17 protein-coding genes and 2 tRNA genes are annotated in these 24,002 nt (G+C 66.6%); 11 read left to right on the forward strand and 8 right to left on the reverse strand.

What is annotated here, in order from left to right; translation table 11 throughout:
* Nucleotides 1-28: 28 nt before the first annotated feature.
* The 3 genes from K309_RS0117885 to aceE form a co-directional block, all read right to left on the reverse strand.
* Nucleotides 29-658 (reverse strand): Ntn hydrolase family protein, encoded by a 630-nt coding sequence (locus K309_RS0117885; protein ID WP_029047703.1) that lies wholly within the window; start codon nt 656-658, stop codon nt 29-31.
* Nucleotides 659-717: 59 nt separating this feature from the next.
* On the reverse strand, nt 718-2,388 hold the full coding sequence (gene aceF, locus K309_RS0117890; RefSeq protein WP_029047704.1) for a dihydrolipoyllysine-residue acetyltransferase: 1,671 nt from the start codon (nt 2,386-2,388) through the stop codon (nt 718-720).
* Nucleotides 2,389-2,555: 167 nt separating this feature from the next.
* Nucleotides 2,556-5,243 (reverse strand): pyruvate dehydrogenase (acetyl-transferring), homodimeric type, encoded by a 2,688-nt coding sequence (gene aceE / locus K309_RS0117895; protein WP_029047705.1) that lies wholly within the window; start codon nt 5,241-5,243, stop codon nt 2,556-2,558.
* Nucleotides 5,244-5,665: 422 nt separating this feature from the next.
* On the opposite strand from aceE, the gene K309_RS0117900 reads away from it, so the two are divergent.
* Complete coding sequence (locus K309_RS0117900; protein WP_029047706.1) at nt 5,666-8,251, forward strand: PAS domain-containing sensor histidine kinase; 2,586 nt, start codon at nt 5,666-5,668, stop codon at nt 8,249-8,251.
* A 148-nt stretch (nt 8,252-8,399) separates the two neighbouring features.
* A complete protein-coding gene (locus K309_RS0117905) occupies nt 8,400-9,032 on the forward strand; it encodes a response regulator transcription factor (RefSeq protein WP_029047707.1) in 633 nt (210 codons plus the stop codon).
* 85 nt (nt 9,033-9,117) lie between these two features.
* On the opposite strand, the gene K309_RS0117910 is transcribed toward K309_RS0117905, so the two are convergent.
* On the reverse strand, nt 9,118-9,798 hold the full coding sequence (locus tag K309_RS0117910) for a hypothetical protein (protein ID WP_029047708.1): 681 nt from the start codon (nt 9,796-9,798) through the stop codon (nt 9,118-9,120).
* 195 nt (nt 9,799-9,993) lie between these two features.
* On the opposite strand from K309_RS0117910, the gene folD reads away from it, so the two are divergent.
* The 4 genes from folD (at nt 9,994) to K309_RS36755 (ending at nt 15,799) form a co-directional block, all read left to right on the forward strand.
* Entirely contained in the window at nt 9,994-10,845 is an 852-nt protein-coding gene (gene folD / locus K309_RS0117915; protein ID WP_029047709.1) for a bifunctional methylenetetrahydrofolate dehydrogenase/methenyltetrahydrofolate cyclohydrolase FolD, read from the forward strand.
* Between the two features lie 133 nt (nt 10,846-10,978).
* Entirely contained in the window at nt 10,979-13,072 is a 2,094-nt protein-coding gene (locus K309_RS0117920; RefSeq protein WP_029047710.1) for a M3 family metallopeptidase, read from the forward strand.
* Entirely contained in the window at nt 13,069-13,899 is an 831-nt protein-coding gene (xth, locus tag K309_RS0117925) for an exodeoxyribonuclease III (protein WP_198030827.1), read from the forward strand. Before K309_RS0117920 ends, xth begins: the two co-directional genes overlap by 4 nt.
* A gap of 52 nt (nt 13,900-13,951) precedes the next feature.
* Entirely contained in the window at nt 13,952-15,799 is a 1,848-nt protein-coding gene (locus K309_RS36755; protein WP_051320501.1) for a SulP family inorganic anion transporter, read from the forward strand.
* A 231-nt stretch (nt 15,800-16,030) separates the two neighbouring features.
* Here the strand turns inward: K309_RS36755 and K309_RS0117935 are convergent, their stop codons facing one another.
* Complete coding sequence (locus K309_RS0117935) at nt 16,031-16,294, reverse strand: DUF1488 family protein (RefSeq protein WP_029047712.1); 264 nt, start codon at nt 16,292-16,294, stop codon at nt 16,031-16,033.
* Between the two features lie 226 nt (nt 16,295-16,520).
* Here K309_RS0117935 and K309_RS0117940 point away from each other — a divergent pair.
* Nucleotides 16,521-16,596: transfer RNA gene (locus tag K309_RS0117940), tRNA-Lys, on the forward strand.
* Nucleotides 16,597-16,716: 120 nt separating this feature from the next.
* On the opposite strand, the gene K309_RS0117945 is transcribed toward K309_RS0117940, so the two are convergent.
* Entirely contained in the window at nt 16,717-18,105 is a 1,389-nt protein-coding gene (locus K309_RS0117945; protein ID WP_029047713.1) for an 8-oxoguanine deaminase, read from the reverse strand.
* 123 nt (nt 18,106-18,228) lie between these two features.
* Complete coding sequence (locus tag K309_RS0117950; protein ID WP_029047714.1) at nt 18,229-19,137, reverse strand: LysR family transcriptional regulator; 909 nt, start codon at nt 19,135-19,137, stop codon at nt 18,229-18,231.
* 139 nt (nt 19,138-19,276) lie between these two features.
* On the opposite strand from K309_RS0117950, the gene K309_RS0117955 reads away from it, so the two are divergent.
* From K309_RS0117955 to K309_RS0117965, 3 genes are all read left to right on the forward strand, one after another.
* Nucleotides 19,277-19,352, forward strand: a tRNA-Lys gene (locus K309_RS0117955).
* Between the two features lie 366 nt (nt 19,353-19,718).
* A complete protein-coding gene (locus K309_RS0117960; protein WP_029047715.1) occupies nt 19,719-20,699 on the forward strand; it encodes a Bug family tripartite tricarboxylate transporter substrate binding protein in 981 nt (326 codons plus the stop codon).
* A gap of 322 nt (nt 20,700-21,021) precedes the next feature.
* Nucleotides 21,022-21,348, forward strand: coding sequence for a hypothetical protein (locus tag K309_RS0117965; protein WP_029047716.1), 327 nt, complete (start codon nt 21,022-21,024; stop codon nt 21,346-21,348).
* A gap of 68 nt (nt 21,349-21,416) precedes the next feature.
* Here K309_RS0117965 and scpC read toward each other — a convergent pair whose 3' ends face one another.
* A complete protein-coding gene (scpC, locus tag K309_RS0117970) occupies nt 21,417-22,934 on the reverse strand; it encodes a succinyl-CoA:acetate CoA-transferase ScpC (RefSeq protein WP_029047717.1) in 1,518 nt (505 codons plus the stop codon).
* Between the two features lie 410 nt (nt 22,935-23,344).
* On the opposite strand from scpC, the gene K309_RS0117975 reads away from it, so the two are divergent.
* Entirely contained in the window at nt 23,345-23,947 is a 603-nt protein-coding gene (locus K309_RS0117975) for a winged helix DNA-binding protein (RefSeq protein WP_029047718.1), read from the forward strand.
* The last annotated feature ends 55 nt before the right edge of the window (nt 23,948-24,002 follow it).

Below are 24,002 nucleotides of genomic sequence, written 5' to 3' on the forward strand. Positions count from 1 at the left end.
CTCCTCAATACGCGCCCGCCTCTCGGCTTCAGGGCGCGCCGTCGTTGTTGGTTGCCGCATCCGCCCCCGGGGCTGCGCCATTGTCTGCTTCGTGCAGCTGGACCGTATGGACCTCGATCGGCCCCGATGAACTCTTGTCGAACTCCACGCCCGCATCGACGCCGATGCGCGCGATCTCGCCCGCATCCAGGTCCGGCCGGTCATACACCGCGTGCATTGCGCCCAGCGCGTAGTTGCGGCCCGAGCCGATGCCCCAGAAGCGGTCGAACGAAAACACCTCGCGATACGAGTAGACGCCGAAGATGCCCGCCGGATTGGCGATCAGGCAGACGATCTGCGACGACTCGTAGGGATCGTCCTCGTCTTCCTTGGTGTTGACGAAGTAGTCCGTCTTCAGCTTCTCATGCACCTTCAGGAAGGTGCGGAACACGTCGTCGCGCGAGCCCAGCCTGCACTCCTCACCCAGGCCAGCCAGCAGCGTGCGCATGACCGGGAAGTGCGCGGTCGTCCCGGCCAGCGCGATAAAGCCGTCGCCGACCGGAAAGACCTTCTGGTTGCGCTCATACGCGCGCGACAGCCGCGTATCGCCGAAGGTGACCAGCGCGTCCGCCGCGATCGCCACCTCGGCGCCCTTCTTGACGACAACACAGGTAGTCATGGCTCGCTCCTATCGTCCGGCTTGGGCGCACACCGGCAATGCCGGTGCGCGCTGCCGAGTTAGAGCAGGATACGGCGGAAGTCCGCCAGCAGTTGCGCGAAGTACGTGTTGAAGCGCGCGGCCTCGGCGCCGTCGATGACGCGATGGTCCCACGACAGCGACAGCGGCAGCGTCAGGCGCGGCGCAAACTGCTTGCCGTCCCACACCGGCTTCTGGAACGACTTGCACACGCCCATGATGGCCACTTCCGGCGCATTGATGATGGGCGTGAAGTACGTGCCGCCCAGGCCGCCCAGCGACGAGATCGAGAAGCAGCCGCCCTGCATCTGGTCCGGCTTGAGCTTGCCGTCGCGCGCCAGCTTGGCCAGCTCGCTCATTTCCTGGCTGATCTCCAGCACGCCCTTCTTGTCGGCGTCCTTGATCACCGGCACGACCAGGCCGTTCGGGGTGTCGGCGGCGAACCCGATGTTGAAGTACTTTTTCAGCACCAGGTTGTCACCGTCGAGCGACGCATTGAAGTTCGGGAACTTCTTCAGCGCCGCGACCGTGGCCTTGATCATGAAGGCCAGCATGGTCACCTTGATGCCGGACTTTTCGTTTTCCTTGTTCAGCTGCACGCGGAAGGCTTCCAGCTCGGTGATGTCCGCTTCGTCATGGTTGGTGACGTGCGGGATCATGACCCAGTTGCGGTGCAGGTTGGCGCCGGAAATCTTCTTGATGCGCGACAGGGCCTTGCTTTCCACCTCGCCGAAGCGGGTGAAATCGACCTTCGGCCACGGCAGCAGGCCGAGCTCGCCACCGCCGCCGCCAGCCGCGGCAGCCTGGGCCGGCGCGGCGGCCTGGCCGGTCATCACGCCCTTGACGTAGTTCTGCACGTCCTGCTGGGTGATGCGGCCCTTGGGACCGGTGCCGGCCACGCGCGACACGTCGACGCCCAGCTCGCGCGCGAACTTGCGCACCGAGGGGCTGGCATGGGCGGTCTTGCCGCTTACGCCAGCGACGGCCGGTGCGACGGCAGCCGCTGCTGCCGGAGCCGGAGCTGCAACCGGTGCCGGGGCGGGCGCGCTGGCAGCCGCCGGTGCCGGAGCCGCCGCGGCAGCCGGAGCCGGTGCTGCGGCCGCGCCAGCGCCTTCCAGGATCAGCAGCAGCGTACCCTCGGACACGTTGTCGCCAACCTTGACCTTGACTTCCTTGACCACGCCGCCCTGCGGCGAGGGCACGTCCATGGTGGCCTTGTCGGACTCCAGCGTCACCAGCGCGTCTTCCGCGCTGATGGTGTCGCCCGGCTTGACGTGGACTTCGATGACCGGCACAGCGTCGTAGTCGCCGATATCAGGCACCTTGACTTCGATGGTGCCGCCACCGCTCGCGGCTGGGGCTGCCGCGGGAGCTGCTGCCGGCGCGGGAGCGGGCGCGGGCGCGGGTGCTGCGGCAGCCGGCGCCGGAGCCGGCGCTGCGGCCGTGGCAGGCGGTGCTGCAGAGGCCTCGTTGGCCGCTTCCAGCATCACCAGCACCGAGCCTTCGGACACGTTGTCGCCCACCTTGATGCGGACGTCCTTGACCACGCCGGCCTGCGGCGAGGGCACGTCCATGGTGGCCTTGTCCGACTCCAGCGTCACCAGCGCGTCTTCCGCGTTGATGCTGTCGCCGGGTTTCACATGCACTTCGATGACGGGGACGGCGTCATAGTCGCCGATATCCGGCACCTTGATTTCAATTGCTTGACTCATACAGTGTCTCCTGGGCAGGCCGGCGCGCGCGACATCCGCAAGCGGCGAGATTACCTTCGCCGCCCGCTTCTGTCACGCCGCCATGCCGCAAGGCGCCAGCCGGCGGTTTGCCGGGGCGCCCGCGGCACGGCGTCGCCGTACTGCGGGGGTGGGTGCAGGCTGCCGGATCAGACCGACATCGGGTTGGGCTTGCTCGGGTCGAGGTTGTACTTCTTGATGGCCTCGGCCACCTTGTCACGGCTGATGGCGCCCTCGTCGGCCAGCGCCTTGAGCGCGGCCAGCGTGACCCAGTGGCGGTCCACTTCAAAGAAGTGGCGCAGCTTCTCGCGGGTATCCGAGCGGCCGAAGCCGTCGGTGCCCAGCACCACGTAGCGGCGCGGCACGAACGGACGGATCTGCTCGGCGAAGGCGCGCACGTAGTCGGTCGAGGCGATCACCGGGCCGCGGGCTGACTTCAGCTTCTGCGTGACAAAGGCTTCGCGCTGGGCTTCGGCCGGGTGCAGCAGGTTGAAGCGCTCGGCAGCCTGGCCTTCGCGGGCCAGCTCGGTGAAGCTCGGGCAGCTCCACAGGTCGGACTCGACGCCCCAGTCCTTCTTCAGCAGTTCGGCGGCGGCGACCACCTCGCGGAAGATCGTACCCGAGCCTAGCAACTGCACGCGCGGCGCGTTGCTGTTCTCGACGCCCTTGCGGAACTGGTACATGCCCTTGACGATGTCCTTCTCTACGCCAGCCGGCATTTCCGGATGCTCGTAGTTCTCGTTCATCACCGTCAGGTAGTAGTAGACGTCTTCCTGCTCGGCGTACATGCGGCGCAGGCCGTCCTGCATGATCACCGCCAGTTCGTACTGGTAGGTCGGGTCGTACGAGATGCAGTTCGGGATCGCGGCGTGGAACACGTGCGAGTGGCCGTCTTCGTGCTGCAGGCCTTCGCCGTTCAGCGTGGTGCGGCCGGCGGTGCCGCCCAGCAGGAAGCCACGCGAGCGCATGTCGGCAGCGGCCCAGCACAGGTCGCCGATACGCTGGATGCCGAACATCGAGTAGTAGATGTAGAACGGGATCATCTGCACGCCGTGCGTCGAGTACGACGTGGCGGCGGCGATCCAGTCGCACATGGCGCCGGCTTCGTTGATGCCTTCCTGCAGCACCTGGCCAGTCTGCGATTCCTTGTAGAACATCAGCTGGTCATGGTCTTCCGGCACGTACTTCTGGCCTTCCTGGTTCCAGATGCCGACCTGGCGGAACAGGCCTTCCATGCCGAAGGTGCGCGATTCGTCCGGCACGATGGGCACCACGTGCTTGCCGATCTGCTTGTCCTTGAGCAGCGTGTTCAGGATCCGCACGAAGGCCATGGTGGTGGACACTTCGCGGCCTTCGCCGGTGGCTTTCAGCAGCGCGTCGAACGCGGACAGCTGCGGGATCTGCAGCGCTTCGGCCTTCTGGCGGCGGGCCGGCAGGTAGCCGCCCAGGTTCATGCGCGCCTGGCGCATGTATTCCAGTTCCTTCGAGCCTTCTTCGAAGGTCAGGTACGGCACCTCGTCGAGCTTGTCGTCGGGCACGGGAATATTGAACTGGTCGCGGAACTTGCGGATCGCGTCCACCGGCATCTTCTTCTGCTGGTGGGCCACGTTCATGGCCTGGCCGGCATCGCCCATGCCATAGCCCTTGATGGTCTTGGCCAGGATCAGCGTCGGCTGGCCCTTGTGCTCGCTCGCGGCCTTGTAGGCGGCGTAGATCTTGTGCGGGTCGTGGCCGCCGCGGTTCAGGCGCCAGATGTCCTCGTCGGACCAGTCGGCGACCATCGCCTTCAGCTCAGGCGTGTTGAAGAAGTGCTCGCGGACGTAGGCGCCGTCCTTGGCCTTCATGGTCTGGTACTCGCCGTCCACGCAGTCCATCATGCGTTTCATCAGCAGGCCCTTGGTGTCGCGCGCCAGCAGCGAATCCCACTTGCTGCCCCACACCACCTTGATCACGTTCCAGCCGGCACCGCGGAACTCGGATTCCAGTTCCTGGATGATCTTGCCGTTGCCGCGCACCGGGCCATCCAGGCGCTGCAGGTTGCAGTTGATGACGAAGACCAGGTTGTCGAGCTTCTCGCGGCCAGCCATGCCGATCGCACCCAGCGATTCCGGCTCGTCGGTCTCGCCGTCGCCCAGGAAGGCCCAGACCTTGCGATCGCCGGCCTTGGCCAGGCCGCGGCTGTCCAGGTACTTCATGAAACGGGCCTGGTAGATGGCCATGATCGGGCCCAGCCCCATCGACACGGTCGGGAACTGCCAGAAGTCCGGCATCAGCCACGGGTGCGGGTATGACGAGATGCCCTTGCCGTCCACTTCCTGGCGGAAATTGTCGAGCTGGTCCTGGGTCAGGCGGCCCAGCAGGAAGGCGCGCGAGTACACGCCCGGTGCCGAGTGGCCCTGCACGAAGACCAGGTCGCCGCCGCTCTGTTCCGAGGGGGCGCGCCAGAAATGGTTGTAGCCGACGTCATACAGCGTGGCCGCCGAGGCAAACGAGGAGATATGGCCGCCGACGTTGGTGTGCTTGTTGGCGCGCAGCACCATCGCCATGGCGTTCCAGCGGGTGTACGAGCGGATGCGGTGCTCGATGTCCTGGTCGCCGGGGATGCGGGCCTGCTGCTCCACCGGGATGGTGTTGATGTACTGCGTCTCGGCGTGGAACGGCTGGGTCACGCCGTTCACGCGTGCGTACTCGATCTGCTTGTCGATCAGGAACGCGGCGCGCGCCGGTCCCTCGGCTGCGAGGACGCCCTGCAAGGCATCCAGCCATTCATGGGTTTCCTGGGGATCGGCGTCGTTGGCGCTGGATGCGCCGAGAATCTGCTCTGGTACGGCGGACATGACTGTCTCCTGGGTGAATTCGTGCTTCCGTGCCTGCGCTTCCGGCGCCGGCTCTGGGGGCTCTACGGGTTGACTCGCACCGTTGCGGGTTCGGCGCTGCCGCGCCTTGCATCGGGCCGCCGCCGGGGTACCTGTTCCGGTTCCTCCGCACGGCAGGCGCATGGCTACCGCCCGCATTCTTGGGTCGAACCGATTCTATGGAAGCCTATGGGGCAACACAAGTGAAATTTTCAAATTGCGATATCGTTTTTTACAATGCGAAATAATACCGCAGCGCATCAAGAGCCATGCCCCGACCCGCATGGCGCCAGACGCAAGGGCGCCCGCGCGGACAGCGCCGACGGGGATTTCATTGGCGCTTTCCCCAAGCGACGCACTGCAATAATCTCGGTACACTGAACGGTCAGCCGTCAATACCTCCCATGCCGTTCCTCGATCGCTTCCTTTCCCGCCTGCGTGCAGCCATGCTTTCGCCCGATGCCTCGGGCACAGCCAAGGCCGCCGGAGGCGATACCGGCCACACCCCTTCCGCGGCCGCCGGGCTTGGTCCGATCGACACGCTCGGCCCGGACGACGGCGCGCCGGTGGCGGCCCCGCGCGGCCTGTGGTGGCTGCGCTGGCGCAACCTTGTCGCCACCAGCTGGTTCATGTTCATCCCGCTGGTCGCGATCGTGCTGTTCACGGTGGCGATGGGCGTGATCCTGTGGTCGCTGCACGAGACCGAGCGCCAGCAGCAGCGTGATGCGCTGTACCGCGACGCCGCCTGGGCGCAGCAGCGCGTGCGCCTGTCGCTGCTCAGCAACCAGGACCAGCTGGCCTCGCTGGCGCGCGACATCGCCGCCGCGCAGCTGGAGCAAGGCGCTTACCGCACCGCCGCCCAGGAAATCCTGCGCGAGAACCCGGAGATCGTCTTTGTCAACTGGCTCGACGCCACCAAGCGCGGCCGCTGGTCGCTGCCGTCGACGTCCGAATTCGCGGTGCGCCTGCGCGAGAACCAGGACCAGCCGCTCGAGCCGGAAGTGCTGGACACCTTCGATGCCGCGCGCGAGACCCAGCGCGTGGTCTACTCGCGCCCGCTGGTCAACGACCGCGGCGACAGCTTCATGCTGATGCAGGTGCCGATCGTGCGCGACAACGAGTTCCTCGGCACGCTCGGCGCGCTGTACTCGATCAACGGCATCCTCACGCACCTGCTGCCGCCGGAGCTGACCGAGCGCTACCGCTTCTCGCTGATCGACAAGAACAACCAGACCCGCGCCAGCACCTCGCTGCGGCCCGTGCCCGGCAACGCGCTGTCGTACGAAGTGCTGCTGGACCCGCCCGGCCACTCGCTGTCGCTGCGCGCCGACGCCTACCCGCCGCCGTCGAACCTGCCCAACAACATGCTGCTGTGGCTGGTGGTGGGCCTTTCCTGCTTCCTGCTGTGGAGCCTGTGGAGCATGTGGCGCCATACCAGCCGCCGCTCCGAGGCGCAGCGCGCGCTGCTGGCCGAGACCTCGTTCCGGCGCGCGATGGAAAACTCGATGCTGATCGGCCTGCGCGCGCTCGACCTGAACGGCCGCATCACCTATGTCAATCCGGCCTTCTGCCGCATGACCGGCTGGCAGGAGAACGACCTGGTCGGCCGCCTGCCGCCCTTCCCCTACTGGCCGCCGAACGACCAGCAGGAGATGCAGAAGCAGATCGACCTGACGCTGCAGGGCAAGTCGCCCGCCGGCGGCTACGAGATGCGCACGATGCGCCGCGACGGCAGCAGCTTCTACGCGCGCATGTACGTGTCGCCGCTGGTCGACAGCCGCGGCCGCCATACCGGCTGGATGAGCTCGATGACGGACATCACCGAGCCCAAGCGCGCGCGCGAGGAACTGGCCGCCGCGCATGACCGCTTCACCACGGTGCTGGAGAGCCTGGACGCCGCGGTGTCGGTGCTCGCCACCGACAAGGCCGAGCTGCTGTTCGCCAACCGCTATTACCGCCAGCTGTTCGGCTGGGAGGCCGAGGGCCACCTCAAGCTCGCCGGCGACGATCTCGACAAGGAACAGGTCTCGAGCGACAACACCGATTACGTCGACGCCTACGCCGGCCTGCCCGCTTCCGAGTTGATGCCCTACGCGTCGGACGCGCGCGAGGTGTTCGTGCCCGACATGCAGAAATGGTTTGAAGTGCGCCGCCGCTATATCCAGTGGGTCGACGGTCACCTGGCGCAGATGCAGATCGCCACCGACATCACCGTGCGCAAGGCCGCCGAGGAAATGGCGCGCCAGCATGAAGAACGCCTGCAGTTCACCAGCCGCCTGACCACCATGGGCGAGATGGCGTCGTCGCTGGCGCACGAGCTGAACCAGCCGCTGGCGGCGATCAACAACTACTGCATGGGCGCGGTGGCACGGCTGCGTTCGGGCCGCAGCACGCCGGAGGACCTGATCCCGGTACTCGAGAAAACTTCCGCGCAGGCCGTGCGCGCGGGCACCATCATCAGCCGCATCCGCGGCTTTGTGAAACGCAGCCAGCCGCAGCGGCGCGAAGCGGCGCTGCACGATATCGTCGCCGATGCCGTGGGCCTGGCCGACCTGGAGGCGACCCGGCGCCGCGTCACCATCCTGACCCGGCTGCCGGCGCCGCCGGTGGCAATCTATGTCGACCCGGTACTGATCGAGCAGGTGCTGGTGAACCTGCTCAAGAACGCGGTCGAAGCCATGGCCGGCCTGCCGGCGTTGCGCGCCGGCGGCGTGGTGCGCCTGCATGCGCGCGTGGAGCCGGGCGAGATCGGCGACAACATCCATATCGACGTCATCGACCAGGGTCCGGGCGTCGACGAAGCCACCAAGGAGCGCCTGTTCGAGCCCTTCTTCAGTACCAAGTCCGACGGCATGGGCATGGGGCTGAATATCTGCCGCTCGATCATCGAGTCGCACCAGGGCCGGCTGTGGGTGGAGAACAATGTCGACGGCATTGGCTGCACCTTCAAGATCATGCTGCCGCTGCATCCCGTGATGGCTGAGCAATAACCCCGCATTCCACCGCTGTCCGAATCGTTCCGGACATCCCCGGCAGGCCGGCGCCAGACTCCCTGCGCATGTGGGGGCCCTGTCTCGCCACAGAGGCCCCGGGGCGGTTACACTTCGCAGCAATGAATTGTTGTCCCGAGGAGACTACATGACCGCAACGCCAAACCCCACGCCCCACCGCGGCGAGACCGTGTTCATCGTCGACGACGATGAAGCCATGCGCGACTCGCTGACCTGGTTGCTGGAGGGCAATGGCTACCAGGTACGCAGCTTTACCAGCGCCGAGCAGTTCCTCGCCGCCTACGACGCCAGCCAGGTGTCCTGCCTGATCCTCGATGTGCGCATGCCCGGCATGAGCGGCCCGGAACTGCAGGAGCGGATGATCGCCGAGAATATCAATATCCCGATCGTCTTCATCACCGGCCACGGCGACGTGCCGATGGCGGTATCGACCATGAAGCGCGGTGCCATCGATTTCATCGAGAAGCCGTTCGACGAATCCGAGCTGCGCGCGCTGGTCGAGCGCATGCTGCAGAAGGCCCGCACCGACCATTCCGCCGCACGCGAGCAGCGCGCCGCCAAGGATTTGCTGGGCAAGCTGACCACGCGCGAGCAGCAGGTGCTGGAGCGCATCGTGGCTGGCCGCCTGAACAAGCAGATCGCCGATGACCTGGGCATTTCCATCAAGACAGTGGAGGCGCACCGCGCCAACATCATGGAAAAGCTCAACGTCAACACGGTGGCAGACCTGCTGCGCCTGGCGCTGTCGCGCAACAGCTGACGCCGCCGGGGCCCGTCAGCACCATGCGCTGGCCCTGTCATGTGGCCGCCCGCCTCCCGGGCGCGCGCAAGCGCCCGCTTTCTGCCTAGTTCTTCAGGTATTCCTCGTCCCGGAAGGTGACCACCCATTGCGGCCGGTAGACCACAAAGATGGCCACCAGCATGCCGGTCAGGAACGCCTCGCCAAACGCCAGGATCACCGTTGCCGTCAGCGTATCGGCCACGGTGAACGGCAGTCCCGGCGCCATCACGTGCCGCCACGCCGCCTGCGCCGCGCTGGCGCCCAGCGCCGCCACTCCCGCGGTGAAATAGCCGTGCCCCAGGATAAAGACGAACGGATGACGCGGCAGCCAGCGCCGCAGCAGCGCCTGCAGGCCGGCCGAGATCAGTGCCGGCACCAGCGCCAGCCAGGTATAGCGCACCCACAGCGAGGGCCAGTCGAACAGCGCCCAGCTGTGCCCGGCCAGGTATTCGAGCCCGAACAGCGACACTAGGTCCACCACGAACAGCGACAGCAGCGCCAGCGGCAGCCCGAACAACGTCACCATCAGCGTGGCGCCCAGCAACTGGATCACCAGCCCGCCGACCAGCGTGGCGCGTACCGTCCACAGCAGCGCCACCAGCACCATCGCCCCCAGCCAGGCGTGCTGCAGCGAATTGCGCCGCAGCAATTGCCACGGGCGGCGTGCCAGCGCCCACAGCAGTCCGGTGAGGGACACGACGACCAGCAGCGGGTCTGACAGCAGGGACGGGAGCGCGGTGTGCATACATCCGATGCTACCAGCCCTGCACCCGTACCAGCCTTGCATCCGATCAAGCTGCGCGCGCCAGCCCGCACCGACCCTTTATAATTCGCCTTTGATCCGCATGCCCGCATGACGGGCGCACGCCACCCGCGGCCAAAGCAATCTGCCGGATCCGTTCAAATTCGCACAAACCCGCCCAAACCGGTCTTTTCCTCCATGTCTGCCCAACTGATCGACGGCAACGCCCTTGCCAAACAAATCCGCTCCGAAGCCGCCCAGCGCGCCGCCAGCCTGACCGAGCGCGGTCACCGCCCCGGCCTGGCCGTGATCCTGGTCGGCGAGGATCCGGCCAGCCAGGTCTACGTGCGCAACAAGGTCAAGGCCTGCCAGGACAACGGCTTCCACTCCTCGCTGGACCGTTACCCGGCCGACCTGTCCGAGGCGGAATTGCTGGCCCGCATCGACGCGCTCAACCAGGACCCGAGCATCCACGGCATCCTGGTGCAGCTGCCGCTGCCCAAGCACATCGACAGCCACAAGGTGCTGGAAGCGATCGCCCCGGAAAAGGACGTCGACGGCTTCCACGTTGCCAATGCCGGCGCGCTGATGACCGGCGCCCCGCTGTTCCGCCCGTGCACGCCTTACGGCTGCATGAAGATGCTGGAGTCGATCCAGTACCCGCTGCGCGGCGCGCGTGCCGTGGTGGTCGGCGCCTCCAACATCGTCGGCAAGCCGATGGCGATGCTGCTGCTCCAGGCCGGCGCCACTGTCACCATCTGCAACAGCAAGACGCGCGATATCGGCGCCCACACCCGCGAGGCCGACGTGATCGTCGCCGCGGTCGGCAAGCGCAACCTGATTACCGCCGACATGGTCAAGCCGGGCGCCGTCGTGATCGACGTGGGCATGAACCGCGACGACAACGGCAAGCTGTGCGGCGACGTTGACTTCGCCGGCGTGCGCGAGGTGGCGGGCTACGTCACGCCGGTGCCGGGCGGCGTCGGCCCGATGACCATCACCATGCTGCTGGTCAACACGCTGGAAGCGGCGGAACGCGCCGCGGGCTGACGCGCCCGCGCGTTCGGCGTACATCCGGCGCACATCCGACGTACAGTACGCCACAAGGGGTGCTGGAAATGCCCGCCCCCCGCCCCCATCTGCGGGGCATCGACCTTTGAGGCCAGCCAACCGAGAACACGCCATGGACCAAGCCGCACAAGCCACCCCGGCCAACAATCCGCTGCTGGACTTTTCCGACCTGCCCCGCTTCGCCGAGATCCGGCCCGAGCACATCAGCCCGGCGCTGGACGTGCTGCTGGAACGCGCGCAGCAGGCCGTCGCCCGTGCCGAGGACCCTGCCACGCCAGCCGACTGGGCCAACGCCGTGCAGGCACTGGAAGCCGCCACAGAGCCGCTGGGCCGCGCGTGGGGCGTGGTCAGCCACCTGAGCGCCGTCGCCGACACGCCGGCGCTGCGCAAGGCGCACGCCGACAACCTGCCGCGCATGACCGAGTTCTGGTCGTCGCTCGGCCAGAGCCTGGCGCTGTATGAAAAGTACAAGGCGCTGGCCGCCAGCCCCGAATTCGCGGGCATGAGCGCAGCCCGCCACCAGCTGATCGACAATGAGCTGCGCGGCTTCCGCCTGGGCGGCGCCGAGCTGCCTGAAGACCAGAAGCCGCGCTTCGCCGAGATCCAGGAGCAGCAGGCGCAGCTGTCCAAGGCCTTCTCCGACCACGTGCTCGACGCCACCAACACCTACGCACTGGTTATCGAGGACGAGGCACGCCTGGCCGGCCTGCCCGACGATGCAAAGGAAGCCGCCCGCCACGCCGCCGGGAAAGACGGCAAGGCCGGCTGGAAATTCACGCTGCACTTCCCCTCATACTTCCCGGTGCTGCAGTACGCCGACGACCGCGCGCTGCGCCAGACGCTGTACGAGGCCAATGTCACGCGCGCCTCGGAACTGGGCGCGCAATACGGCCAGGGCCAGGGCGAGTGGGACAACACGGCCAACATGCGCGACCAGCTGGCGCTGCGCCGCGAAGAAGCGCAGATGCTCGGCTACCAGTGCTACGGCGAAGTCTCGCTGGTGCCGAAGATGGCCGAATCGCCGGCCGAAGTGCTGAAGTTCCTCGACGAGCTCGCCGTCAAGGCACGGCCCTTCGCCGAGAAGGACTGGGCCGAACTGAAGGCCTTCGCCGCCGCCGAACTCGGCCTGTCCGAACTGCAGCCGTGGGACGTGGCCTACGCCTCGGAAAAGCTGCGCCAGCAGCGCTACGCGTTCTCCGAGCACGAGGTCAAGCAGTACTTCCCGGAGCCCAAGGTACTGGAAGGCCTGTTCGGCGTGGTGCAGAAACTGTTCTCGGTACGCATCGAGGCCGAGCCGGCGCAGACCTGGCACGAGGACGTGCGCTTCTTCCGAGTGACCACCGCCGACGGCACGCTGCTGGCCCAGTTCTACATCGACCTGTACGCGCGCGAAGGCAAGCGCGGCGGCGCGTGGATGGACGACGCCCGCGGCCGCAAGGTGCTGGAGCACGGCGGCGTGCAGACGCCGGTCGCGTACCTGACCTGCAACTTCTCCGCGCCGGTGGGCAACAAGCCCGCGCTGTTCACGCACGACGAAGTGATCACGCTGTTCCATGAGTTCGGCCACGGCCTGCACCACATGCTGACGCAGGTGGGCGAGCTCGGCGTGTCGGGCATCAACGGCGTGGAATGGGATGCGGTGGAGCTGCCGTCGCAGTTCATGGAGAACTTCTGCTGGGAATACGAAGTGCTGACCGGCATGACGCAGCACGTCGACACCGGCGCGCCGCTGCCACGCGCGCTGTTCGACCGCATGCTGGCCGCCAAGAACTTCCAGAACGGCATGATGACGCTGCGCCAGATCGTGTTCTCGTCGTTCGACATGCACCTGCACACGGACTTCGACCCGGCCGGCGCCGCCTCGGTGCTGGATCTGTCGCGCCAGATCAATGACCGCGTGCACGTGGTGCCGCAGCATCCGCTGTCGCGCTGGCCGAACACCTTCAGCCATATCTTTGCCGGCGGCTACGCGGCGGGCTACTACAGCTACAAGTGGGCGGAGGTGCTGTCGGCCGACGTCTACGCTGCGTTCGAGGAAGCGGCACAGCTGTCGGGCACCGTGCTCGACAGCGAGACCGGCGCACGCTACCAGCGCGAGATCCTGTCGGTGGGCGGCAGCCGCCCGGCAATGGAATCCTTCGTCGCCTTCCGCGGCCGCGCGCCGCAGATCGATGCGCTGCTGCGCCACGGCGGGATGGCGGCATGAGCGCGGTTGCACTGCCCACCACCGGTCCGCTGCGGATCGCCAGCTGGAATGTCAATTCCCTGAAGGTGCGCCTGCCGCAGGTGCTGCAATGGCTGGCCGAGCAGGACCAGGCCGGCGCGCCGATCGACGCGCTGTGCCTGCAGGAACTGAAGCTGCCGGACGACAAGTACCCGCTGGCCGAACTGGAGAATGCCGGCTTCCACAGCATCTATACCGGCCAGAAGACATACAACGGCGTTGCCATCCTCGCCCGCGACGCCAGCATGCCCGGGCCGGTCGACGTGGTGCGCAACATCCCCGGCTTCGAGGACGCGCAGCAGCGCGTGATCGCCGCCACCTACGGCGACCTGCGGCTGGTCTGTGCCTACTTCCCCAACGGCCAGTCGCCCGAGTCGGAGAAGTTCACGTACAAGCTCAAGTGGCTGGAAGCGATGACCGCGTGGCTGCGCGAGGAAATGCAGCGCCATCCGCGCCTCGCGCTGCTGGGCGACTTCAATATCGCGCCCGAGGACCGTGATGTGCACGACCCGGCCAAGTGGGTAGGCCAGAACCTCGTGTCGCCGCCGGAGCGCGCCGCCTTTGCCGCACTGGTGGAGTTGGGCCTGGCCGATGCCTTCCGCAGGTTCGAGCAGCCGGAGAAGAGCTTCTCCTGGTGGGACTACCGCATGATGGCGTTCCGCCGCAATGCCGGGCTGCGCATCGACCATATCCTGCTGTCGCCGGCGCTGGTGGAGCAATGCTCCGGCTGCGTGATCGACCGCGTGCCGCGCACCTGGGAGCAGCCTTCGGACCACACGCCCGTGGTTGCCACGCTGCACTGCGGCTAGCCCCCATATGCGGCCCCGTGCAGGCCGCCGACGAGTCAGTACCTGCTCTCCCATGACAGCATCCACGCAAGGCACTTTCCTGCATCGCATGTTCCCGTGGCGCCAGCGCATCGACCGCGGCACGCTGCGCGCCGACGTGGTCGCCGGCCTGCTCGGCGCGGTGCTGGTATTGCCGCAGGGCGTTGCCTTCGCCACGCTGGCCGGACTGCCGCCGCAGTACGGCATCTACAGCGCGGTGGTGCCCTGCATCGTCGCGGCGCTGTTCGGTTCGAGCTGGCACGTGATGTCAGGGCCGACCAATGCCAATTCGCTGGCGTTGTTCGCGATGCTGAGCCCGCTCGCGTTCGCCGGCAGCCCCGCGTATATCGGGCTGGCGCTGACGGTGACCATCGTGGTCGGCGTGATGCAGCTAGCGGTCGGCACGCTGCGGCTCGGTTCGCTCGCCAACTTTATCTCGCCGTCGGTGCTGCTCGGTTTCACCTGCGGTGCCGCGACCCTGATCGGGCTGTATGCGCTGAAGGATGTGTTCGGGCTGCAAGTGCCGACCGGCACCAGCGCCTTCGGCGTGCTGCGCCACCTGGCCGGACACGCCGACACCATCAACTGGTCCGCGGCGGCCGTCGCTGCCGTGACGCTGGCGGTGACGCTGCTGTGCAAGCGGCTGTGGCGCAAGCTGCCGTTCATGCTGCTGGGCCTGCTGGCCGGCTATGGCGTGGCGCTGCTGCTGAACCAGGCAGGCACCGGCACCCAGCATGTGAACGTGGTCGGGCCGATCCCGTCGGCGCTGCCGCATTTCCATGTGCCCGACCTCGACTGGCGCAAGCTCCCCGACCTGCTCGGCATCGCCTCGGCACTGACCATCGTCGCGCTGGGCCAGTCGATCTCGATCGCCAAGGCGGTGGCGCTGCGCTCGGGGCAGCATATCGATGCCAACCGCGAATTCATCGGCCAGGGCCTGTCCAATATCGCCGGCGGCTTTTTCTCCGGCTATATCTCGTGCGGCTCGCTCAACCGCTCTATGCCCAACTTTGAAGCCGGCGCGCGCACACCGCTGGCCAGCGTGTTCTCGGCGCTGTGGCTGGTAGCGCTGGTCGCGCTCAGCGCGCCGCTGCTGGCGCAGATCCCGATGGCGGCGATCGGCGCCATGCTGCTGCTGGTGGCGTGGGGACTGCTCGATATCGCACGGCTGCGGCGCATCTTCACGCTGAGCCGTACCGAGTTCGCGATTGCCATCGGCACCTTCGCCGCGACGCTGGTGATCCGGCTCGAGATGGCGGTGCTGCTCGGCACCGTGTTGTCACTGGTGGCCTACCTGTACCGGACCTCCAGGCCGGCAGTGCGCAGCCTGGTGCCGGATGCCGACGACCCGGACCGGCGCTTCACGCCGCTGGACGAACTGCACCGTCCGCAGCCGGAGTGCCCGCAGCTCAAGCTGCTGCGCATGGAAGGCGCGATCTACTTCGGCGCCGTGCAGTACGTGACCGACCGCCTGCACTGGCTGCGCACGGTCAATGCCGGCCATACGCACTTGCTGGCGATGACCAAGAGCATGAATTTCATCGACCTGGCAGGCGCGGAGATGTGGGAAAACGAGCTGGTCGAGCGCCGCGCCATGGGCGGCGACCTCTACTTCCACCGCCCACGCACACAGGTGCTGCAGACGTGGGAGCAGACCGGCTTCAGCAACAAGCTGGGGCCGGACCATATCTTCCCGACCAAGCGGCAGGCGCTGCACACGATCATCGGCAAGCTCTCGCCCGAGATCTGCGCGCAGTGCCGCGTCAGGATCTTTGAAGAATGCGCGTCACGGCCGGGAGCATCCGCTCACGACGCCGTCAATGCGGATGCGGCCAGCAGCGCACCGCGGCCGGGGGCATGCGCCACTGCGGCGGCACGCTGACGCGTCGCGCTGATACGTCGCACACAAGATGCCGTCAGCAAGAAAAAAACGCTGAGGACAGTGTTAAACAACCGGAAATTGAAACAGCAAGGAAGACGTTGGTGCCTGCGCCGGCGTTGCCGGGCCGGGTACGCAAGGCCGGACGGCCATGAGCGTTGATCTAGGCGGTGATGCCTGATGGTGGATGGGCGCCCGCGGCATGCCGACGGCTGGCCGGGGCATCCATCCTCATCAGATCGGCGCCACGTGGGCGCGCTTGACGACGATTGGCTGGGGCGCGCCCTGCTCGATCAGCACCACGGCGGCGCGTTCGATGGTTTCGCGGCCGGCACGGAATGCCTCTTCCAGCGACAGCACCTGGTCTGCGCTGAAGCCTTCCCACAGTGCCTCGCGTGTCACTACGCAAGTCACTTTCTCGCCATTGACGATCGCCTGAAAGAGCAAGCCTTCATTGTTGATGTCGTAGCGCTCTTGCTCTTGGAATTTAATATCCATCGTGTGCAGCCCTCCATATGCAAGTGGAGAAGAATCCTAACATGGCTCCGGCGATATCGTGCGGATCCAGCTTGTGCGATTGCGCTCAATCCGAAGACCAGCAAGGGTGGCGTTCGGTTCCGTTCACCTGACGGTTGCCGGCATCGGCATGCGCGAAAGCGTTGCGCCGGCTTGCGCGCAAACTGTTGACAGCGCCGAAAATCATGCTAGAATCTCGTTCTTCGTTGGGGCGTTAGCTCAGTTGGTAGAGCAGCGGACTCTTAATCCGTAGGTCGAGTGTTCGAGTCACTCACGCCCCACCAGCGAATACAAGAAGGCCGGAAGCAGCAATGCTTCCGGCCTTTTGCTTTTCCGTCCGGTGTTTCGTCGAACGCTGGCGCAGGCATGCAATGCCTGCGCCAGGTCGCCTCGCTGCAGTCAGGTCAGGCGCCGACGCTGGCGCGCTCGAACAGCGTGCGCGCCAATGCGCGATGCCGCGTCAGCACGCTGGGCAGGTCCGCTGTCAGCAGCACACCATCGCGCACCACTTCGCGGCCGTTGATCACGCTCGCTGCGACATTGGCCGGGGTGCAGAACACCAGCGAAGCGACCAGGTCGTGGCCGCCGCCGGCAAAGCCTACCCCCGACATATCGAAGGCAACAAAGTCCGCCGACATGCCCGGCGCGAGCGCGCCGATATCGTCGCGGTTGAGCACGCGTGCGCCCCCCAGCGTGGCGATCTCCAGCGCCTCGCGCGCGCTCATCGCGGCCGGGCCATAGCCGACGCGCTGCAGCAGCATGGCCTGGCGCGCTTCGCCCAGCATGTGCGCGCCATCGTTCGAGGCGCTGCCGTCGACACCCAGGCCGACCGGCACGCCGGCTTCGCGCATCGCGCGCACCGGTGCAATGCCCGAGGCGAGCCGCATGTTCGAGCACGGGCAATGCGCCACGCCGGTGCCGGTACGCGCGAACAGCGCAATGCCCTCTTCATCGAGCTTCACGCAGTGCGCATGCCAGACGTCGTGACCGACCCAGCCCAGGTCTTCGGCATACTGCGCCGGCGTCAGCCCGAACTTCTCGCGCGAGTACGCGATGTCGTTGTCATTCTCGGCCAGGTGGGTGTGCAACGACACGCCGTAATGGCGCGCCATCACCGCCGACTCGCGCATGAGATCGCGCGACACCGAGAACGGCGAGCACGGCGCCAGCACCACGCGCAGCATCGCGTGGCGCGCGCCGTCGTGGTACTGCTCGACCAGCCGCTGGCTGTCGCGCAGGATCGCGGCCTCATCTTCGACCACGACGTCGGGCGGCAGGCCGCCCTTGCTTTGGCCCACACTCATCGAGCCGCGCGCGGCGTGGAAGCGCATACCCATCTCCTGCGCGGCGGCGATCGAATCGTCCAGGCGCGAGCCGTTGGGGAACAGGTAGAGGTGATCGCTGGTGGTGGTGCAGCCGGACAGCATCAGCTCGGCCATCGCGGTCCTGGTCGACACGGCGATCATTTCCGGCGTCAGGTGCGACCACAGCATGTACAGGTTGTTCAGCCACGAGAACAGCTCGGCATCCTGCGCGGCGGGCACGGCGCGCGTCAGGCTCTGGTACATGTGGTGATGCGTGTTGACCAGGCCTGGCGTCACCACGCGGCCGCGCATGTCGAGGACCTGCGCGCTGCCGTCGTCGACCATGCGGCGGTATTGCGCCGGCAGGTCGGCCGTCGGACCGACCCATTGCACCGCCGGCCCTTCGGCGACCAGCGCGCCGTCGCGGATCTCGCGGCGCTGCGCGTCCATGGTGACGAGTACGTCGGCGTTCAGGGCAATCAGGGTCATGGCGGCATTCCTTCGGTTCTTGGGGGACAGATGCCGCCAGTCTAAGGCGAAGGCATGCTCGCGCCTAAGCATCGAATTCCGAGCACCTATGTCCACAAAAAGTGGACACCTGCGCCATCCCGACTAGCGGGCCTGGGCGAACAACGTGGCCAGCGCATCGCCGATGCGCTCGGCCATCAGTTCCGCGGCCGCGGATAGGGTGCCGCGGGCACGCGCCACCAGCGTCAGCGTCTGCCCCTGCAGGTGGCGGTCGCGCAGCGGCACGTACACCAGCGCCTGTCGCGCGCGCTCCTCCATGACATCGAGCGGGTTCAGCAGCGCCACGCCGGTGCCCAGCATGACCAGCTGGCGGATCAGCACGGTCGAGGTCGACTCCGCCACCGGCGACACTTCGATGGCATTGCGGGAGAAGGCGGCGTCCAGCAGCGCGCGGATCGACAGCGACGGCGCGGGCAGGATCAGCGGATAGCCGACGCATTCGCTCAGCAGCACGGACGGATGCGCCGCCAGCGCATGGCCCGGCGGCACCACCGCGCCAATCTGCCAGTCGCTGCTGGCCAGCGCGCGGAAGGCGGGCAGTTCCGGCAGATCGTAGCCAAGCCCGAGATCGGCATCGCCCTGCTCGACCGCCGCGACGATCCCGGCGACCGGCAGGTCATTGACGCGCACCACGATGCCCGGGTAGCGCTGGCGGAAGTCATGCACCAGCGACGGCATCAGCGAGCCGGCCAGCCCCGCGGTGACCGCCACGGTGACGTCGCCGCGGCGAGCGCCCTTGAATTCTTCGATACGCTCGCGCAGTGCTTCATGCTCGCGCAGCGTCTGGCGGACGTGGGCCAGCACCATCTCGCCCAGGGGCGTCAGCCGCAGCCGCTTGTTGATGCGCTCGAACAGCGGCGCCCCCAGTTCGGCTTCCAGGTCAAGGATCTGCCGGTTCACGGCCGTTGGCGCCACGTGCAGGTACTCGGCCGCCTTGCGGATCGAACCGCGGCGGACAACCTCGTCGAGATAGCGCAGGACTCTGGCGTGCATGGGCTGGCGGTGTGTACGGGATATCAGGGCGTGCCGAATTGTAGCGGCGGGCGCAAGCCCTGCTGCCGCCCGCCTTGGCAAGAATGGCGAAAGGGTATTGCGCAGTATCCGATACCTTGCTACAATCTTTTTCTTCGTTGGGGCGTTAGCTCAGTTGGTAGAGCAGCGGACTCTTAATCCGTAGGTCGAGTGTTCGAGTCACTCACGCCCCACCAGCGAATTCAGAAAAAAGCCGGAAGCTTGCTTCCGGCTTTTTTCATTTTGGCCTGCCCTTTCCCTTCCTTTCCGGCGCCTGCGCAAGCCGTGATCGGCCGCACGGCACTTCCGCTGTTTTCTTGATACGCGGGTTGTCACCAATACCCTTCTGCGCCCTTTCCCGGTTGAATCGCTTCCGCGCACGCTGTGGAACATGGTTCCGTATCGCGGAACCATCGCAATGTGCAGGCCGCTGCCGCACCCCGGAGCGGCCGGGTCAGCCGGCGGGGAAGACTGACGGCGCGGGGCGCACGATGGCGTTGCGCCCGAGAGAACGCCCGCAGCCCGCCTGGCAAGCAATCAGTGAAAGAAGAACGGAGGCATCCTTGAAAGCAGTCAACAAAGCAGGCGCAGCCGCCTGCGTCGCAGCCATCGGCCTGGCCTGTGCCGGCCTTGCCCAGGCGCAGTCCTACCCCACCAAGCCGATCCGCCTGATCGTCCCGTTCGCGGCCGGCGGCACCACCGATATCGTCGCGCGCGCGGTTTCCGACGGCCTGGGCCGCGAGCTGGGCCAGCCGGTGGTGGTGGAAAACCGCGGCGGCGGCGGCGGCGCGATCGGGGCCGACGCGCTGGCCAAGTCCGCGCCGGACGGCTACACGCTCGGCATCGCCACGGTCAGCACCATGGCGACCAACCCGGCCACCAATCCGAAGAATCCGTACGACCCGCTCAAGGACTTCGTGCCGATCACCAACCTGGTCAACGTGCCCAACGTGCTGACGGTGAACCCCAAGGTGCCGGCCAAGACGCTGAAGGAATTCGTCGCGCTGCTGAAGGCCAACCCGGGCAAGTACAGTTACGCTTCCGCCGGCAAGGGCAGCATCTCGCACCTGGATGGCGAGCTGTTCAAGGACATTACCAAGACCGACATGGTCCATATCCCCTACCGCGGATCGGGCCCGGCGCTGAACGACACTCTCGCCGGCCAGGTCAACGCCCAGTTCGACAACCTGCCGTCGTCGATGCCGCATATCCAGGCCGGCAAGCTGCGCGCACTGGCGGTGGCGGCACCCAAGCGCGTCGAGGGCCTGCCGGACGTGCCGACCTTTGCCGAAGCCGGCATGAAGGACATGAACAACATGGCCTGGTATGGCCTGGTCGCGCCGGCCGGCACGCCCGCTGCCATCATCACGCGCGTGCACGACGCCGCGGTCAAGGCCCTGCAGGACCCGAACGTGAAGCGCCGGCTGGCTGAAAGCGGCGCCTACACCGACGGCAATACCTCGGCCCAGTACGCCGCGCAGATCAAGCGCGAACTCGACCTGCGCAAGAAGATTGCGCATGACCAGAACATCACGCTGGAATAACCGGCCCTCTACACAAAGAGCTCAGCAAACGGCTGCCCGATGGCAGCCGTTTTTTCGTCTGGACGTCACCAAACGTGCCGATAACGGCACTAATGCTGGGAAATTTCCACTCCCATCAACTGAATCTTGATCTTGAACAGGACGCAAGACCCGCCCAAGCGTTTCAATATCCCTAGAAGAAACTTTCACTTTGCGGACACGCGCCAACTCGGTACATTAGCTGGGCGATCCGCCACACGGCCGGCACCGCATGCCGGTCCACGCTCGGCCCCAACCCGGCATCGCGCAGGCGCTGCGATGCCGAATTCGCGAGGATAAAGAGATGCTGAAGAAGACCGTTTCGACCCTGATCGTTGCAGCATTCGCCGCTGTGGGTGCGACGCAGGTGTATGCACAGAAGAACTACACCGATGGCGGCGACCTGTACGGCGGCAGCCATACCAAGAAGCAGGCCAGCCCGAACCAGAATCCGGCAAAGTCGGGCAAGTTCGATCCCTACACCGATGGCGCCAAGCAGTCGACGCGCACCGACCTGACCAACTCGGGCAAGAAGGTCGACCCGAACACCGACGGCGCCAAGACCGGCAAGTACGATCCGTACACCGATGGCGCCAAGGCGCCTGCCAGCCAGGGCAACAAGGCGCAGTAAGCCTGCAACAGCCAAGTTAAAACAGCCCGCTTCGGCGGGCTGTTTTGTTTTTTGGCCGATGGTCGCCGTCAGGCAGCCAGCGCCTGCGCCGGTTGTGCGGGCCGCATCGTGCCGCGATCGCGGAAGCCGACATGCCAGGACAGCGCCTCCTCCAGCAGGTGGGGCGTCTGGCCGCCGTGGGCGCTGGCGCGGCGGAAATAATCGCCCAGCAACTCGCGGTATTGCGGACCGGCGCAATTGGCGATGATGGTGCGGGCGCGCTCGCGCGGCGCCAGGCCGCGCAGGTCAGCCAGGCCGTGCTCGGTGACGATGATGTCGACGTCGTGCTCGGTGTGGTCCACATGCGCCACCATCGGCACGATGCTCGAGACATCGCCCCGCTTGGCCACCGACTTGGTTACGAACACCGACAGGTGCGCATTGCGCGCAAAGTCGCCGGAGCCGCCGATGCCGTTCATCATGTGGGTGCCGCCTACGTGCGTGGAATTGACATTGCCGTAGATGTCGCACTCCAGCGCGGTGTTGATGGTGATCAGACCCAGCCGGCGCAGGATCTCGGGATGGTTGCTGATCTCCTGCGGGCGCAGCAGCAGCCGCGAACGGTAGCGGTCCAGGTTCGACAGGAAGCGCTGGTAGACCTCGCGCGTCAGCGTCACCGACGAGGCCGAGGCAAACGATAGCCGGCCCGCATCGAGCAATTCGATGGTGCTGTCCTGCAGCACCTCGGAATACATCTTCAGGTCGCGGAACGGCGAGTCGACCAGCCCGTGCAGCACAGCGTTGGCAATGGTGCCGATGCCGGCCTGCAGCGGCTGAAGCGATGGCGACAGCTTGCCGGCGCGCACTTCGCGCAGCAGGAAGTCATTGAGGTGGCCGGCGATGCCGCGGGTTTCGTCGTCGGGCGGCAGCGCATTGGAGGGGCTGTCGTCCTTGGCGGTGATGACGATGGCGGCAATCTTTTCAGGATCGATCGGGATGTACGGCAGGCCGATGCGCTGTTCCGGAGCGATCAGCGGGATCGGCTGGCGGTACGGGCGCTGGACCGGGAAATAGATGTCATGCAGCCCTTCCAGCTCCAGCGGCATGTTCATGTTGATCTCGACGATCACCTTGCGCGCCAGCATGGCAAAGCTTGCCGAATTGCCCACCGAGGTGCTGGGGATGATGCCACCCTGCTCGGTGATGGCCACGGCCTCGACCACCGCCACGTCGACCGGCGCGATCTGGCCGGAACGCAGCTGCTCGACGGTTTCGGACAGGTGCTGGTCGATGAACATGACTTCGCCGGCGTTGATCTTGCGGCGCAGCGTGCCATCGGACTGGAACGGCAGGCGGCGCGCGATCACGTCGGCCTCGGACAGGACACGGTCGATGTCGTTGCCGAGCGAGGCGCCCGTCATCAGGGTGATGCGCAGCGGCTCCGTCGCCGCGCGCCGCGCCAGTGCGAACGGGACTTCCTTGCAGTCGCCCGCGCGGGTGAAACCGCTCATGCCCACGGTCATGCCGTCGCGGATCAGCGCGGCGGCTTCGTCGGCCGAGACTACCTTGTCATGCAGCCTGGCCAGGCGAATGCGTTCCTTGTACATCGTGATCTCCGGTCTGGCGGCGCAGGCCCTTGCCCGTGCCGCTCGCCCCGTGCCTTTGCTTGCCGGCAGGCTGGCTTGCGGGGTCTCCGGCTGGCAGTGTAGCCAGCCGCCTCCATTCCGGCTGGGATTTAAAGTCATGCATCCCAGTCGGATTTTTCATAACACCGGCTGATCGATGGGGCGCCCGCAACACTAAGTTCAGCCAGCGTCTCAGGGCATACCCGCAATGTCACAAAAATGGCAAAAGTTTCTGGTAGTGTCTCGCCCTATCGGCTGAACGGATCCCAGAGAGGTCCGGCAACCGTGCCGCCCGGGCCGGCCATGCTCGGCCCGTCAACCCGTTGCACAAGCGTGGCGGGTACTCGCAGCATCGTAGTGGCGGCAAATTTAAAAATCAGGAGACGCCATTCATGCAGCCCAGACCTCTCGAACCCAACGAGCCGGTCGTCCTTGCACTGGTCGACGCCGTCACCGCCTGGCAGGACGCCCTGGAGCAGACCCTCTCCGCCTCTGGCCTGAATTACGCCAAATGGCTTTTGCTGCGCGCGATCAGGCGCGGCGACTTCGTACGCGGCGCGCCATTGCCGGGCGCCATGCCGATCGATGTTCCGCAGTCTGAACTGCTGCTGCATGAACTGCGCCGCGACGGCTGGATCGAGTACGCCGAGGCCAATTCGCCCCGCATGCCCCGCATCTCCGACACCGCCGCGAGCCGCCTGGAACGCGCCTCGCAGGCGCTCAGCGCGCTGCACAGCGTGTCGGTAGCACCGTTCAGCCCGCAGGAACGCGTGGCGCTGGGCAGCCTGCTGGAACGGATGAAGATCCGGCTGAACGACCACACCACGCGCCAGATCCGCGTGGGCGGCGAAGCCGCGCGCCAGGACAAGCCGGCGACTGCCGGCGGGGCCGCGGCCCAGGCCGGCATGGCGGCGTCCGTCGTCCCCTGCACGGGACTGCTCCCGGTTGCGCATCGCCCGGCCTCTTGTCCTACCCTCGCCAGCGCGCGCTTCTGACGCGCGCGCCCAGGCCGGTGGCCGCCTCCCTTGCAGGCGGACCGGCCGCACTGTA

This window comes from Cupriavidus phytohabitans, assembly GCF_000426345.1.
Classification (GTDB): domain Bacteria; phylum Pseudomonadota; class Gammaproteobacteria; order Burkholderiales; family Burkholderiaceae; genus Cupriavidus.

What these genes read in the sequence shown, in the direction of transcription:
- K309_RS0117885 (WP_029047703.1), bottom strand. Translation starts at nt 658, where the DNA reads ATGACTACCTGTGTTGTCGTCAAGAAGGGCGCCGAGGTGGCGATCGCG.
- aceF (WP_029047704.1), bottom strand. Translation starts at nt 2,388, where the DNA reads ATGAGTCAAGCAATTGAAATCAAGGTGCCGGATATCGGCGACTATGAC.
- aceE (WP_029047705.1), bottom strand. Translation starts at nt 5,243, where the DNA reads ATGTCCGCCGTACCAGAGCAGATTCTCGGCGCATCCAGCGCCAACGAC.
- K309_RS0117900 (WP_029047706.1), top strand. Translation starts at nt 5,666, where the DNA reads ATGCCGTTCCTCGATCGCTTCCTTTCCCGCCTGCGTGCAGCCATGCTT.
- K309_RS0117905 (WP_029047707.1), top strand. Translation starts at nt 8,400, where the DNA reads ATGACCGCAACGCCAAACCCCACGCCCCACCGCGGCGAGACCGTGTTC.
- K309_RS0117910 (WP_029047708.1), bottom strand. Translation starts at nt 9,798, where the DNA reads ATGCACACCGCGCTCCCGTCCCTGCTGTCAGACCCGCTGCTGGTCGTC.
- folD (WP_029047709.1), top strand. Translation starts at nt 9,994, where the DNA reads ATGTCTGCCCAACTGATCGACGGCAACGCCCTTGCCAAACAAATCCGC.
- K309_RS0117920 (WP_029047710.1), top strand. Translation starts at nt 10,979, where the DNA reads ATGGACCAAGCCGCACAAGCCACCCCGGCCAACAATCCGCTGCTGGAC.
- xth (WP_198030827.1), top strand. Translation starts at nt 13,069, where the DNA reads ATGAGCGCGGTTGCACTGCCCACCACCGGTCCGCTGCGGATCGCCAGC.
- K309_RS36755 (WP_051320501.1), top strand. Translation starts at nt 13,952, where the DNA reads ATGACAGCATCCACGCAAGGCACTTTCCTGCATCGCATGTTCCCGTGG.
- K309_RS0117935 (WP_029047712.1), bottom strand. Translation starts at nt 16,294, where the DNA reads ATGGATATTAAATTCCAAGAGCAAGAGCGCTACGACATCAACAATGAA.
- K309_RS0117945 (WP_029047713.1), bottom strand. Translation starts at nt 18,105, where the DNA reads ATGACCCTGATTGCCCTGAACGCCGACGTACTCGTCACCATGGACGCG.
- K309_RS0117950 (WP_029047714.1), bottom strand. Translation starts at nt 19,137, where the DNA reads ATGCACGCCAGAGTCCTGCGCTATCTCGACGAGGTTGTCCGCCGCGGT.
- K309_RS0117965 (WP_029047716.1), top strand. Translation starts at nt 21,022, where the DNA reads ATGCTGAAGAAGACCGTTTCGACCCTGATCGTTGCAGCATTCGCCGCT.
- scpC (WP_029047717.1), bottom strand. Translation starts at nt 22,934, where the DNA reads ATGTACAAGGAACGCATTCGCCTGGCCAGGCTGCATGACAAGGTAGTC.
- K309_RS0117975 (WP_029047718.1), top strand. Translation starts at nt 23,345, where the DNA reads ATGCAGCCCAGACCTCTCGAACCCAACGAGCCGGTCGTCCTTGCACTG.